The sequence below is a fragment of the Collinsella phocaeensis genome (genome assembly GCF_900119895.1).
GTDB lineage: Bacteria > Actinomycetota > Coriobacteriia > Coriobacteriales > Coriobacteriaceae > Collinsella > Collinsella phocaeensis.
In genome coordinates this window covers 337,175-351,003 of record NZ_FQLR01000004.1, presented here as the reverse complement: position 1 = coordinate 351,003, position 13,829 = coordinate 337,175, and the positions used below count along the sequence as shown (strand labels likewise).

Sequence of the window (13,829 nt, the reverse complement as noted above, 5' to 3'; positions counted from 1 at the left end):
ATACCCGGTTTCCGGGGTCCGGAAGCAGACGGCTTGTGCTACGCCTCGCCTCCGCCGGGGGCCGCGGGGGCGCCGCCGCCCTCGCCGGAGCCGGGCTTGCGGCGGCGACGGCGGCGGCGCTTCTTCTCGGCACCCGGGGCGTCCTGCTCCCCCTGCGGGGCGCGGCGGTCGCGCTCGGGGGCCTGCTTGGCTCCCCCGCCGTCACCGGGTCGGCGGCGGCGCGACACCTTGACGTCGCCGTCGGCGAGCTGATCGGCGACCGAGGGGACGTCGGGCTTCACCGAACGGCCCGGACGCGCATCCGGCGAGGTCGTATGGCGACGGCGAGAACGGCCGGGCGCGGCGTCGCCGGAGCGCTTCGCCTCGCGGGAGTCCTCGCGGGCGGCGGCGTTGCGGAACGCGTCGTCGCGCTCCTCGGCGGAAAGATGGCGGCGACGGCGACGGCCGCCAGGGCCCTGCTCGCCCGCGGCGCGCTTCTCCTGAGCGGCGTCCTTGGCGGGACGGGTGCCCTCGGCGCCCTCGGAGGCGGAGCGGCGTCGGCGACGGCGCGGCTGGGACGCCTCGTCCGCAGCGCCCTCGTTATCAGACGGGCGGCGGCGACCGCCGCGGGACTCGGGCGAGGTGCCGTGGAACTTGGTGGCCTCCTCCTCGCGCATGCGGCGACGGCGCGGCGTGGGACCGCTGGCGATGATGCGGTCGGAGGTGTCGAGGCCGTCGCCCACGTCGACGCCGTGCTCGCGGTCGAGCTCCATAAGGGCGAGCTTGATCTCGGGCGACTCGATGCGGTCGAGGATATCGCGCGTCACCGTGTCCGGACGGCAGGCGCACCCCTGCTCGCGGCTGCGCTTCACGCAGGCGTCCGAGCACGTCATGTCGGCGAGGTTCACGCGGAACACCTTGCCGCTCTCGAGGCGCAGGATGAGCTGCTCCCTCGGGGTGTCGTACTCCTGGATGCGGGCGCGGCCGAGCGGCGTGTCGATGAGCGTCTTCTTCTTGGGGGCGCGGCCCTTGAAGTCCTTGTACGCCTCGAACTCGTAGCGCAAGCAGCACATGAGGCGGCCGCACATGCCGGAGATCTTCGAGGAGTTGAGCGGCAGGTCCTGCTCTTTGGCCATGCGGATGGAGACCGGCTCGAACTGCCCGCCGAAGCGCGTGCAGCAGAGCTCCTGGCCGCAGTGCGCATAGCCGCCGACCAGGCGGGTCTCGTCGCGCACGCCGATCTGGCGCATGTCCACGCGCACATGGAACCGTGCGGAGAGGTCCTTCACCAGCTGGCGGAAATCGACGCGGTCCTCCGCGGCGAAGTAGAACACGGCCTTCTCGCCGCCGAAGAGGAACTCGACGCCCACCGGCTTCATGTCCAGCCCGTTCTTGGCGACGAGCCGACGGAAGTCCTCCATGGCGTCCTCGCCCGCGCACGCGAGGTCGTCGGCGCGGTCGAGGTCCTCGTCGCTCGCCACGCGGATGACGTACTTGAGCGGCGCGGAGAGCTCGGAGGCGGGCACCTCGAAGGGGTCGGCCGTGACCAGACCGATCTCGGTGCCGCGCTCGGTGGTGCAGATCGCGTAGTCGGCCTGGACGATGTCGAGGCCGCAGGGATCGAACCACAGGTCGCGCGAGGCGTAGGGGAACTTGACGGGAACGACTACAGGCATAGAAGCGCCTTTCTGATATCGAAGAGCATGACCTCGATGGCCAGCTGCGGGGTGATGTTCCGCGCGATGCGGGCTTCGGCACGGGAGACGGCCTCGAGGGCGCGCACGGCGCCCGCGGTGTCGGTTGCGGCGGCAAGGCGCTCGACGACTTCCGGAACGTCCTCGTTCACGAGATCGGCGGCCGGGTCCTCGAGGCGAAGCAGGCAATCGCGCAGCAGCGAGCGCGCGCTCGCGAGCGCCTCCATGATACCCGAACGCTCTCGGGCGGACAGTTCGCGTTTGTTGCGGTCCTCGAGCTGCTTCAATGCTCCACGCGACAGGTAGTCGGCATTCTGCTCCAGCACGGCCTTCTGCGTGGACTTCACCTCATCGAGCGGAGCCTTGACGGCGAGCACGAGGTCCTTGGCCGCCATGAGGATGTCCGCCTCGTCCGAGCGGCGCAGCATGTCCAGGGCGCGCACCGTCGCGCGACGGGCGTCCTGGCGCTCCGCGCTCTTGAGGAACTCGGCGGCGCGGGCGGGCCCGCCCGTCACGGAGAGCGCCATCCGGCAGCGGCCGCGCGGCGCCCCGCATGCGCGCTCCACGGCGGCGACGGCCTGCTCCTCGGAAAGGGTGCGGAACGGCACGCACTGGCAGCGCGAGACGATGGTGGGAAGCATCGCGTCCGCAGAGGTGCCCAGCAGGATGAACGTCACGCCCGCAGGCGGCTCCTCAAGCGTCTTGAGCAGCGCGTTCGCGGAGTTCGCGCGCAGCTGCTCGGCACGGTCGACGATATACACCTTTGCTTTGGCTCGGATGGGGGCGAGCGCGACGTCCTCGAGCAGCTCGCGGGTCTGCGCGATGAGGTAGCCCGTCGCGGACTCGGGGGAGAAGAGATGGACGTCGGGATGGGTGCGGCGGGCGACGCGCACGCAGTGGTCGCAGGTCCCGCAGCCCCCGTCGTCGCAGATCAGCGCCTGGGCAAGCGCCCAGGCGGCTTCGAGCTTGCCCGAGCCCGGGGCGCCGAGGAACAGGTACGCATGGCTCGTGCGGCCCTGCTCGAGCGCGCGGGCGAGGAAGCTCCGGACACGCGGCTGCATGTCGAGCTGGGAGAGCAGGCTGTTGGGGGCGAGGCGCTCGGTCATGACCAGCACGACCCCTGGCATGCGGCGAGCGCCGCGGCGACGGCGGCTTCGGGCACATCCAGCCCGGCGGCCGCCAGTTCACCGACGACGCCCCTAAAGACCCCATCAACCGGTCCGGCGGCATCTATCAGCCTCACGCGACCCACCTCGCTGGCGGCCACGGCACGGAAGCCCTCGGCAACTCGCTGTTGGAATTCAAGGCCCTTGAGCTCGAGGCGGTCCTCGGTGTCACGGCTGGAACGACGGCGCTGGGCGGCCTCGACCGGCAAGTCGAAGACGAGCGTGAGGTCGGGATAGCAGCCGTCCACGGCGAGCTTGTTGGCCTGCGACACCAGATCGCGGTCCAGGCCGTCGGCAAAAGCCTGATACGCCGTGGTCGAATCGTAGAAGCGATCGCAAATCACCGTCTTGCCCTCGGCAAGCGCGGGCTTGATCACCTGATGCACGAGCTGGGCCCGAGCGGCCTCGTAGAGGAGCAGCTCGCACACATCGCCCATCTCGCCATTGGCCGGGTCGAGCAAGATCGCGCGGATCTTCTCCGATATGGCGACCCCGCCGGGCTCGCGCAGGCGCAGCACGTCGTAGCCGGCTGCCTCGAGCGCATCGGCGATCAGCGCCGCCTGCGTGGTCTTCCCGCAGCCATCGACTCCCTCTAGCGTAATGAACGGCATCGCTCTCCAATCGAATCTCGTACCTCGCCATGATACCCCACGCGATGCACCATGCGCCGCACCGGAGCCCTTATCGACGGCGCATCGGCATCCGTATCGGCACACCGGCCTTTTCCAGCAGGCGGCGCATGTACTCCCCGTCCATCGCCTCGGCAAACGAGAAGCGCAGGACCGTGGCGCCCGTCAGGTTGATGTGCGACTCCCGCACCCGCTCCCGCGTCAGCTTGGCGATCGCGGGCGCCGCATCATGCGCAGCACCTTGCATGTATTTGCCCTTGCCGTCCAACTCGCCGACAACCACCCCGCCGTCAGGCAGCATCCAATGGAAATCCACGGCCACGACCTGGTCGGATTCATCGGGTCGCATATCTCGACCTGCAGATCGGGCGGCACGAACCCCAGATCGATCATGATCGCCCGCGCCATCGACTCGCCGCCGTTCTCGCTTCGGCCGTCCGCCCATCGAAGCACCTTTCTCGCCATCCGGATCCCACGGCGTCGATAGCCCGCGTGCTCGACATACCGCCTCAGGTCATCCTCGTCAATCAGGTTCCAATGGAGAGCGGAGTCGGCGATCGCCAGGCCCTGAGGAAAGTTCGCCCGACAAAGGCAGTCCAGCACCGTAGCCCTCAGCGGCGTCACGCGAATCCCGGAGACCAGCTCGTACGAATCATCTCGGATCAGGTGGCACTTGATTCGAGCGTCGCGGATGGAGCGATTCTCACGCGCGCCCATCGCGAGGTGCACGATGCCGGTCAGCCTGTTGGTCACCTGCAGCCCGTGGACCAAAGCGGCCGAGAACGACGCGAACGCCCATTCTGGATGCTTGCGGGCCATCGCGCGGATCAGATGCATCGCACGGGCCCGTTGCGGAAGCGCCTCGAAGTACGAGGCCCGCGCATAGTAGCCCCGCGAAACCTCGACCGCCTCTCCGGCGACGCAAGCGCGCGAGAGCGAACGCGCCTCAGCCCGCCCGCCCGCGAACGCGAACCTCGCCTCCGCCTCCGCGGTATCCAAGAGCCGCTCAGCAGCTTCCCAGCCACGCCTACCCATACTCGACCCCCCCTTATGGGCACCGTAGCAGAGAAGCGGCGAACAAGTCTCAAACAAGGATGTCATCGCCATCTAACGCCGCAGCATGGCGGCATACGAGAGCGCTTTGATGGTTTCTTATGACCGCAGGCGGCATGCGGACGAACGCCAACGGTCGATGCCGCGAACACGGGAGCGCCGATTATCCGCAGCCGTTATTCGATTTGCGTGTATGACTTTCGGCTGCTTAGAGCGGTCTAAACGGTCGAAAGCCATACACGCAAGACAGCGGGACGCCCCCAGGGGTTAGGGCTACTCCCCCGCGGACGACTTCTTGGACGTCGTCTTCTTCGCGGCGGGTTTCTTTGCCGTGGACTTCTTCGCCGTGGACTTCTTCGCCGTCGGTTTCTTGGTAGCCGTCTTCTTCGCGGTCGAAGCCGTCTTCTTCGCCGCTGCCGCCTTGCCGCGGGCCGGCTTCTTCTCCTTACCGGGACAGTCCATGTTCACGCAGATGCGCCAGGGACCGCGAGCCGTCTCGACCACCACCACGGGGGCGCCGCAGCGCTCGCAGACCTCGCCGGTGGCCTCGAGCTTGCCGCGCGCCGGCAGCGGATAGCTCACACCGCAGTCGTCGTAGTTCGTGCAACGGATGAAGCGCTTGCCGCTCTTCTCGCTCTTATGCGCGATCAGGTCGCCGTGACGGCCCGCCTCGGCGCACACCGAGCACTCGCCCACCTTGAGGTCGGGCTCGTAGTTGGTGGGGCACTTGGGGTTGACGCACTGCTCGTAGGCCTTGCTTCGGAACGGCTGGCACTTGATGCGAGGCGCACCGCACTCGGGGCACACGGCGGCCTCGCCCTCGAGCGGGCTCACCTTGACGCCGGAGGGCACGGGGTAGGTCACGTCGCAGTCGGGCCAACCCATGCAGCCGATGAAGCTGCCGCGGGTCTTGGCACTCGTCTTCATCACGAGGTCCTTGCCGCACTTGGGGCACGCGCCCACGCGCGCGTCGGCGGTGACGGCATCCGAGATGGCCTCGCCCAGATCGTCCTTGTGCTCGATGAGCGCGTCGAGCATGCCGGCGAGCAGCGTGCGGGAATGGTCCACGACGTGCTCCTGCGTGTCGGCACCCTCCGCCACGCGCGTCATGTCCTCGTCCAGCTCCGCGGTCATCTCGGGCGTGGTGATGCGCGGCGCGAACTGCGAGAGCGCGTCGATGATGGCGATGCCGAGCTGGCTGGGCTCGATCGGGTCGTTCTTGAGGTAGCGCACCGTGTAGAGGCGCTCGATGATGCTCGCGCGGGTGGACTTGGTGCCCAGGCCGCGCTTCTCCATCTCCTGGACGAGCTTGCCCTGGCTGTAGCGCGCAGGCGGCTCGGTCTGCTTGGCCTCGAGCTTGATGTCGTGCACGTCGATGACATCGCCCTGCGCGAGCGCGGGCAGCTGCTCATCGCGCTTGAGGCCGTACGGGTACGCCTCGCGGAACCCCGCCTCGACCAGCACGTCGCCGCTTGCGGCGAAGGGCTCGCCGGCGACGTCGATCGACAGCTTGGTGTTCTCGATGGTCGCGGGCCCCATGAGCGTCGCCAGGAAGCGGCGGGCGATGAGGTTGTAGAGCTTGAGCTGACCGCCGTCGAGCGTGGTGGGATCGCCCTGGCCGGTGGGATGGATCGGCGGGTGGTCGGTGGTCTCGACCTTGCCGCGCGTCGGCTTGAGCGGTCCGGCGAGCACCTTCTTGCACACGGGCGCGAGCGCGGGCGTGCCGAATGCGAGGCCCTGCACAATGCCCTCGATATCCAGCGTCTTGGGGTACACCGTGTTGTCGACGCGAGGGTAGGAGATGAAACCGCTCATGTAGAGGGACTCGGCGATGCGCATGGTGCGCGCGGGGCTGATGCCCTCGGCCGCCGCAGCCGCCTGGAGCGCGGTGGTGTTGAACGGCACCGGGGGCTGCTGCTTGCGGCTGCGCTTGGCCACAGCGGTGACGGTGCCGGCGGTGGCCCCGTCGACGTGCGCGAACGCGGTCTCGGCGGCGACCTTGTCCGTGAAGCGCGCCGTGGTGTGCGCGATCTTGAACTCCTGACCGGACGCCTCGCCCATGCCGCGGATCTGCCAGTAGTCCTCGGGCACGAACGCCATGCGCTCGCGCTCGCGCTCGACCACCAGGGCGAGCGTGGGGGTCTGCACGCGGCCGGCGGAACGCACGTTGCCGAAACCGCCGAACTTGGCGAGCGTGAGGTAGCGGGTGAGGACCGCACCCCAGATGAGGTCGATGTACTGGCGGGACTCGCCGGCGTCGGCCAGGTCCTGGTCGAGCTCGACCAGGTTCGCGAAGGCCTCGGTCACCTCGCCCTTGATGAGGGCGGAGTAGCGGGCGCGCCGGGCCGGGAGCTCGGGAGCGACCTCACGCACCATGTTGAGGGCGTCAGAGCCGATCAGCTCGCCCTCGCGGTCGAAGTCCGTCGCGATGATGACCTCGTCGGCCTTCTTGGCAAGGTTCTTGAGGACGCGGATGATCTCTTTCTCCGCGGGGTTCTTGACGATGGGCGCCCAGGTGAGGTACGGCAGGCTCTCCACCTTCCAGCCCTTGATGTTGATGCCGTTGGCAAGGAAGGGCTTGCGCTTCGTGTCGTAGGGCGGGCGGGCGAGGCCGTCGGGGACGCCCGCGGGCAGCACCTCGCCATCCTCGGTCAGGCCGTACCAGCCCGCTTTCTTGTCGAAAAGGATCTCGTCGGGGAAATCGGGGGCGAGGATGTGGCCTGCGAGGCCCATCGACACCCACTCCTCCCCTTCCACCGAGAACCGGTAGACAGGCGTGTTGTAGACCTTATCGTTCTTGGGCGCGCCGGCATCGGACAGCAGCTGGGCAATCTTCTGGGCGGCGATATTCTTCTCTGCGACGACGAGCTTCAAGAGGGCTCCTTCATCTCGCTCTATATATTCATGTGGTCCACAGTATAGGGTAGTTGCCCGAAGTGAACAGAAAACCACGATTTATGCGGCGCGTTACCCGAGTGCGGGCAAGCGTCTATCGGCAGGCACGAGTCTTCCTGCGCACGCGTGCGATCGGACGCCGCGTGAGCCGTGCCGTCTTTCACGGCGACCTTGCTACGTCCTCCGCGGGCACCGCATCCGCCGCCTTAGCCCCATGGACGGACCCCCGATCGGTAAGCAACCGAGGCTTGCATGGGAGGGCGACCGAGCGCCTGCAGCCGGCGCGACCCGTCCATGTGCGCGCAGAGAACGCCTCGCCCCGCACAGGCATCCTGCGCCCCCGCAGCGCACGCGGCAGGTGCGCGGCGGGCGATTCGGAGTGCCCGCAGGAGGGTAGCGCCCACCGTGCCCTCTTCGGGGCAGGGGGCAGGGGGAAGACGGCCACCCGGGGCGGTCGGCCGGCGACCATCGACACGGCTCGATCGCAATGCCTCGAAAATAAAGGCGCCGCCCTCACGGATGATTCAAGCTGGATTAGGCCTTCGGCGTCCGCCCGATACGATCTATAACGTTTTTCGTATCAACTCTGGAACGTGCGGAGTAGAGCACCTCAAGCGATCAGGGAAAGACCTGGTAGGAACCGTATGCGATTTCGGCCTACTCCGCAGATTCCGGTTCGCGTACGAAAAACGTGATGGATAGGCCTTGAGCGCCCGGCATAGCGCGCCGCAGCCCGCTGAATCACGGCTTGCGCCCCCATCGGAACCCCGGCGGCTCGAAACACTCCGCCCCGCTCGACGTCCGATACCCAGCGCGCACGACCCCACGCCGCACCGCGACAGCAAAAAGGCCGCGCACCCGGCTCGGGATACGCGGCCTTGGAGCGAATAGCGGGTGGGAGGCTACTCGTCGTCCTCGTCCTCGTCGTCGGCGAGGAAGTTGAGGCGGCTGCCGGACAGGCCGGCCTTGCCCTCGCGCGCAACCACCACGAAGCGCGTTACGGCGAGCGCGATCTCGTACAGCGAGAGCATGGCGGCATACATGAACAGCAGCGTGACGGGGCTGGCATCCGGCGTGATGGAAGCGGAGACCACCAGCATGATGACGTAGATGTAGCGCCAGGCGGCACGGAACGCCGTGTAGGGAACGATATGGAAGACGGCCAGGTAGAACACGATGAGCGGAAGCTCGAAGGCCACGCCGAAGCCGATCATGAGCAGGATCTCGATGTTGATGTAGTCCTGCAGCTCGGGCAGCGCCTGGCCGATCGTGCTGGTCTCGCCGATCATCCACTCGAACCCGGCGGGGACGATGAAGGCGTAGCAGAATATGACGCCCACGAAGAAGAGCACCGTCGCGGCGAGCACGGTCGGCACGACCCAACGGCGCTCGTTGGGCTTGAGCGCAGGCAGGAAGAAGGCCAGGATCTGCCAGACGATCATCGGGGTGCACATCACGATCGCGATCTTGATGGCGATGCCGAACTTGATCGAAAAGCCTCCGAGCGAGGTGGTGATCACGAAGTCGGACCCTTCGGGCAGCGAAGGCATGATCGGGTCCTTGAGGATATCGATGAGCACCGGCGTGGCGAAGTACATCACGACGGTGGCGACGATAACGGACACGACGACGATGGTAAGACGGCGCCGCAGCTCTCCGAGGTGGTCGAACAGCGGCATGCGAGCGGGACCGATCGGCATCAGCACTCACCCCCTTCCTCGGAATCGGACGCCGGGCTTTCGGCGGCCTCGGCCTGACCAGACGTCCGCTCGGGTTCGGCGGCAGGCTCAGCCTCGGCCTGCTCGGGCGCGGCCTGCTCGGGCGCGGCGGCGCGCTTGGCGCGGCGGGACGGGCGGCGGGCGTAGAGGTCCTCGATCGAGGGCTCTGCGGGAACCTCGGGCTCGGCGGGCTCAATGGGGGCGGCGGCGTCCTCGGGCGCGTCGGCCTGGGGGGCGTCGGCGGGCTGCGCATCCGCGCCCGCGGTCTCGGATTCGGATGCGATAGCGGGGGCGTCGGCGTCCTCGCCGGCCTCCGTGGCCGCAGCCGCCTCGGCCTCGGCCTTCTCGGCAGCGAGGCGGGCGCGGCGCTCGGCGAAGGTCTCCTTGCGGCGCGGCGCGTCGGACGCGGTGACATCCAGGTCGCCGTCGTCGTCGGCCGGGGCGTCGGAACCCTTCTTGACCGGCGCCTTGGCGGCAGCCGCCATGGGGTCGACGACCTCCGTCTGCACGACGTTCGTCAGCTTCTCCTGCGTCTCGCGGAACTGGCGCAGGGCGCGGCCGATGGTGCGGCCCGCCTGCGGCAGCTTATCCGGTCCGAAGAGCAGAAAGGCGAACAGGAGAATGATCGCCAGCTCTGTTGAGCCAATTCCTAACACGTGTGACCTCCACGCACTCTGTGGACGGGCCCGGCGTGCGTGGAGCCGGGCCCGAATAGACAAGTTGTATGAGTATACCCCGACGGCATGCGCCGCCTCTGCGGGAAGCGCCGTCGAAACGTTAGGACACCGTAAGGCGCGCCACGCGGAACGCACCCCTTTGGCGCGACCGGGCGCCTCGCGCGCCCGAAGGGACGCACCCTCGTCGCACGGCCCCTTCCGCATGTCAAAGGGGACGCGCCTTCACAGCACGGGGCCGACGGCGCCCCGGGCCGTCTACGCCGTGATGCCGATGAGCTCGTCCACGCCCAAAAGCTGCGCCACGCGCATCACGTTGGGCTGCGCATGCGTCACCTCGAGCTGCTTCTCGTGCTCGCGCGCATGGTGCGCCGCACCCACCAGCACGCCGATACCGGTCGAGTCGATGTAGGAGACCTGGGAGAAATCCAGCTCGACGACCGCGGGCGGCTGCTCGAGCGCCAGGTTGATGGCATCGCGGAGCGCGGGCACGTTGGAGATGTCCACCTCGCCCGAGACCGCGACCAGGTAGCGCTCCGGGGTTGGATTGACGGTGATTGCGAGATCCATGGATCGACTCCTCACGATTGCGTAGCGCCGTCGGCGAGGCGACGGCAGGAAACGGGACGGCGCGACGGCCGCGGCATCGCCCTATGCGCGCTCGTCGCGGGCGAGCTGGGCGGACACGAGCTTGACGGCGAGCACGAGCACGTCGAGCGCCGCCTCGAGCTCCTCCACGCTGGGATAGCTCGGCGCGATGCGGATGTTGGTGTCGCGCGGGTCCTTGCCGCCGGGCCAGGTCGCGCCGGCAGGGGTCAGCTTGACGCCCATCTCGGCGCACAGGGCCCCGACGCGCTTGGCGGAACCCTCGGGCCCGTCGAACGAGACGAAGTAGCCGCCGTTCGGATGCGTCCAGGTGGCGCAGCCGGTGCCGCCCAGGCCCTCCTCGAGCCTGCGCTCGACGCAGGCGAAGCGCGGGCGGAGGAACTCGGCGTGCTTGCGCATATGGGCACGGACGTCGTCGAGCGTCGGCATGAAGCGCACGTGCTGGAGCTGGTTGAGCTTGTTGGCGGAGATGAGGCCGACCTTGAGGGTGTTGGCGACCTCCGTCACGTTCGCCGGGGACGAGCCGAAGAACGCGATGCCCGCGCCGGGGAAGGTGATCTTGGAAGTCGACGCGACGGCCAGGATGCGGTCCTCGTTGCCGGCCTCGCGCGCGTAGTCGAACACGTTCGCGAGGACCTCGGGCTCATCGCCGAAGTCGTGCACGGCGTAGGCGTTGTCCCACACGATGCGGAAATCCGGGGCGGCGCACTCCATGGTGGCGAGGCGGCGGACCGTCTCGTCGGAATAGGTGACGCCGGTGGGGTTGGAGTACTTGGGGACGCAGAACATGCCCTTGATCGAGGGATCGGAGGCGACGAGGCGCTCGACCTCGTCCATATCCGGGCCGGTCTCCGTCATGCGGACGGGGACGTTCTCGATGCCGAGGTCCTGGGTGAGGCCGAAGTGGCGGTCGTAGCCGGGGGCCGGACAGAGCCACTTGACGTCCTCGAGCTTATGCCAGGGCGTGCAGCCGGGGACGCCCTTCTCCCAGTAGTGGACGATCACGGACTGCATGATGTTCAGGCTGGAGGCGCCCAGCACGATGGTCTGCTCGGCGGGCACGCCGAGGAACTCGCCAGCGAGACGGCGGGCGGACGGGATGCCCTCGAAGCAACCGTAGTTGGAGCAGTCCACGCCCCCGTCGGTAAGGTCGGCGTCGGAGCCCAGGATGTCGAGCATGGGCCGGGAGATGTCGACCTGCGCGGGCGACGGCTTGCCGCGCGCCATATCGAGCGCCAGGCCGCGGGCCTTGACCTCGGCGACCTGCGCCTCGAGGTCGGAGATGGCCGCGTCGAGCTCGGCGGGGCCCATCTTCTGGTAGATCGTCTGCATGGTTTCGCTCCCCCTTCGGCAGGATACAATCAGTCTCGCTAAAGTATAGCCATCGTTTCGTCGCGCACGGCGCACGTCCGGCGACCTTGGAGGAATCATGCAGATGGGATCGTTTCAATCCGAGGAGTTCGGCGAGCTCCAGCGCCTCGTGGACGGCATGTTCGCGGGCGGTCGGACCTCCATCGAACGTCTCGATATCGTCGTGCAGGCCGAGATCCTCGACCTATCCGCCGACCTACTCGAGATCGTGAACCTCCTGCCCCCGGGAACCTACGACCGACAGCGCCTGTGCGACCAGATCAACTCCGCGCTCGCGGCCCACGGCTGGGCCAGCGCCTATGGCACCGTGGAGTAGCCCCGGCGCCGCGGGTCGCTCGCCGGCGCGTGCCAAGAGGGACGTACCCTAACGGCACGCCGGCGGACGGCTCAGGCGACGTCGGGCCGCTTCGCGCCCCTCCCGCACACGCGGGCCATGGCGGCCATACCCACCGCGGCGGCGCTCACCGTCGCGGCGAGAATCGCGGCCTTGGCGGCCAGCACCTCGCCGGGATCCGCCGGAAACGCCAGCCCGGATATGAGGATGGACATCGTGAACCCGATGCCGCCCAAGATGCCCACGCACGCGATGTGGCCCCACCGCACGCCGCGGGGCAGGTCGCAGATGCCCGTGCGCACCAGCAGCAGCGTCATCCCGAAGATGCCGAGCGGCTTGCCCAGAAGCATGCCGAAATACGTGCCCAGCGCGACCGGATCGAGGGCCAGCTGCAGCATGTCCACGCCGACGAGGCGCACCTGGGCGTTCACGAAGGCGAACAGGGGCAGGATGATGAAGTTCACCGGCGCGGCGACCATGCGCTCGAGCCGCATGAGCGGCGGGGTCACGCGCCGCATCACCCGCTCGGCGCCGAACGTCGCGTCCGTGAAGTCCTGCTGGTCGAGGATGTGCGCCCCCTCGTCGTAGCGGTCGTACATGTCGGGCATGTAGTCGCGCATCCACGCACCGAGGTTGTCGAGCCTCAGCCCCGAGCGCGCCGGCACCGCGAACGCCAGGATCACGCCGGCGAGCGTCGCGTGCACCCCCGATTTGAACAGGCAGACCCAAAGGACGCCGCCGAGCAGCAGGTACGGCGCCAGCTGGAAGTGCTGGGTGCGGTTGAGCCAGAACAGCGCGATCGTCGCCGCCGCCGCGCCCGCGAGCCAGAGCATATCGGGGCTCTGGCCGTAGAAGATCGCGATCGCCGCGATGGAGATCAGGTCGTCGGCGATTGCGAGCGTCGAGAAGAAGACGCGCACGCCGGACGGCACGCGGTCCCCCAGCAGCGACAGGACGCCGAGCGCGAAGGCGATATCGGTCGCCATCGGGATGGCCCAGCCGTGCATCGCGCCACCCTTGTTGAACAGCGCGTAGATGCATGCCGGGGCGACCGCGCCGCCTAGGGCGGCAAGCATGGGCAGCAGGGCCTGGCGGGGCCGGCGCAGCTCGCCCACGGTCATCTCGTACTTGAGCTCGATGCCGACATGCAGGAAGAATATGGCCATGAGGAAGTCGTTGACGAACATCTCGATGGAGATCGCGACGGCGCTTCCGCCGAGACCGATGTGGATGGGCTCCATGAGGAAGCGGTGGACCTGCTCGTAGGCGTCGCTGTTCGCGCAGATCACCGCCGCGACCGCGGCGAGCACCATCACCGCGGCGGCGATGGTCCCGTTCTCGTAGATGCGCTCCCTCACGTCGCGGCGCGCTATGCGCTTGCGCTGGGTTTCGTTGAACAGCTGCTCGCGTGCGTCCATGGCCCTCCTCGCCCCGTCCCGCGAGCGTCGGGGCGCCGCAGGGCCCCGTGCGGGATCGGATCGTTCGGCCCGCCCGATGAGGCGGCCCCGCTGTCGAATCCCCTTCAATCCTACCCAGCCCCGATATATATACGACATATGTTCATTATCGGTTCCACGGCGAATCCAAAATACGGTTTCCGGCACCGGCATCTCGGCACGGTGCGCAAGGATGCCCGCCCGAGCCGCCGCGTGCCAAAAGGGACGGGCCCTCGCCAAGAGGGACGTACCCTAACGGCACGGCTAAACGTTC

General features: G+C 68.2%; 12 protein-coding genes. 1 reads left to right on the top strand and 11 read right to left on the bottom strand.

The annotated features are described in order from the left end of the window. Positions 1-38: 38 nt before the first annotated feature. The 10 genes from BQ7355_RS03590 to BQ7355_RS03545 form a co-directional block, all read right to left on the bottom strand. The gene (locus BQ7355_RS03590; protein WP_072414968.1) at positions 39-1,655 is read right to left on the bottom strand and encodes a PSP1 domain-containing protein; all 1,617 of its coding nucleotides are present in this window, start codon (positions 1,653-1,655) and stop codon (positions 39-41) included. Continuing rightward, positions 1,646-2,800 carry a DNA polymerase III subunit delta' gene (holB, locus tag BQ7355_RS03585; RefSeq protein ID WP_240307305.1) on the bottom strand — a complete coding sequence of 385 codons (1,155 nt, stop codon included), beginning with the start codon at positions 2,798-2,800 and terminating at the stop codon, positions 1,646-1,648. Before holB ends, BQ7355_RS03590 begins: the two co-directional genes overlap by 10 nt. Beyond that, positions 2,776-3,450 carry a dTMP kinase gene (tmk, locus tag BQ7355_RS03580; protein ID WP_072414966.1) on the bottom strand — a complete coding sequence of 225 codons (675 nt, stop codon included), beginning with the start codon at positions 3,448-3,450 and terminating at the stop codon, positions 2,776-2,778. Before tmk ends, holB begins: the two co-directional genes overlap by 25 nt. A 70-nt stretch (positions 3,451-3,520) precedes the next feature. After that, positions 3,521-3,715: a hypothetical protein gene (locus BQ7355_RS03575; protein WP_072414965.1), complete on the bottom strand. Its 195-nt coding sequence runs from the start codon at positions 3,713-3,715 to the stop codon at positions 3,521-3,523. Then, positions 3,670-4,503, bottom strand: a complete 834-nt coding sequence (locus BQ7355_RS03570; RefSeq protein ID WP_072414964.1) for a hypothetical protein — start codon at positions 4,501-4,503, stop codon at positions 3,670-3,672. Before BQ7355_RS03570 ends, BQ7355_RS03575 begins: the two co-directional genes overlap by 46 nt. Before the next feature lie 291 nt (positions 4,504-4,794). Continuing rightward, the gene (locus tag BQ7355_RS03565) at positions 4,795-7,395 is read right to left on the bottom strand and encodes a DNA topoisomerase I (RefSeq protein WP_072414963.1); all 2,601 of its coding nucleotides are present in this window, start codon (positions 7,393-7,395) and stop codon (positions 4,795-4,797) included. A 923-nt stretch (positions 7,396-8,318) separates the two neighbouring features. Further along, positions 8,319-9,116: a twin-arginine translocase subunit TatC gene (gene tatC, locus BQ7355_RS03560; protein ID WP_205407558.1), complete on the bottom strand. Its 798-nt coding sequence runs from the start codon at positions 9,114-9,116 to the stop codon at positions 8,319-8,321. Next, complete coding sequence (locus BQ7355_RS03555) at positions 9,116-9,790, bottom strand: Sec-independent protein translocase subunit TatA/TatB (protein ID WP_072414962.1); 675 nt, start codon at positions 9,788-9,790, stop codon at positions 9,116-9,118. Before BQ7355_RS03555 ends, tatC begins: the two co-directional genes overlap by 1 nt. Positions 9,791-10,066: 276 nt before the next feature. Next, positions 10,067-10,378, bottom strand: coding sequence for an STAS domain-containing protein (locus BQ7355_RS03550; RefSeq protein ID WP_072414961.1), 312 nt, complete (start codon positions 10,376-10,378; stop codon positions 10,067-10,069). Between the two features lie 81 nt (positions 10,379-10,459). After that, positions 10,460-11,746, bottom strand: a complete 1,287-nt coding sequence (locus BQ7355_RS03545; RefSeq protein ID WP_072414960.1) for an aspartate aminotransferase type Ic — start codon at positions 11,744-11,746, stop codon at positions 10,460-10,462. Between the two features lie 97 nt (positions 11,747-11,843). Here BQ7355_RS03545 and BQ7355_RS03540 point away from each other — a divergent pair, with 97 nt between their 5' ends. After that, the gene (locus BQ7355_RS03540; protein WP_072414959.1) at positions 11,844-12,101 is read left to right on the top strand and encodes a hypothetical protein; all 258 of its coding nucleotides are present in this window, start codon (positions 11,844-11,846) and stop codon (positions 12,099-12,101) included. Positions 12,102-12,172: 71 nt separating this feature from the next. Here the strand turns inward: BQ7355_RS03540 and nhaA are convergent, their stop codons facing one another. After that, entirely contained in the window at positions 12,173-13,537 is a 1,365-nt protein-coding gene (nhaA, locus tag BQ7355_RS03535) for a Na+/H+ antiporter NhaA (protein WP_072414958.1), read from the bottom strand. Positions 13,538-13,829: the final 292 nt, after the last annotated feature.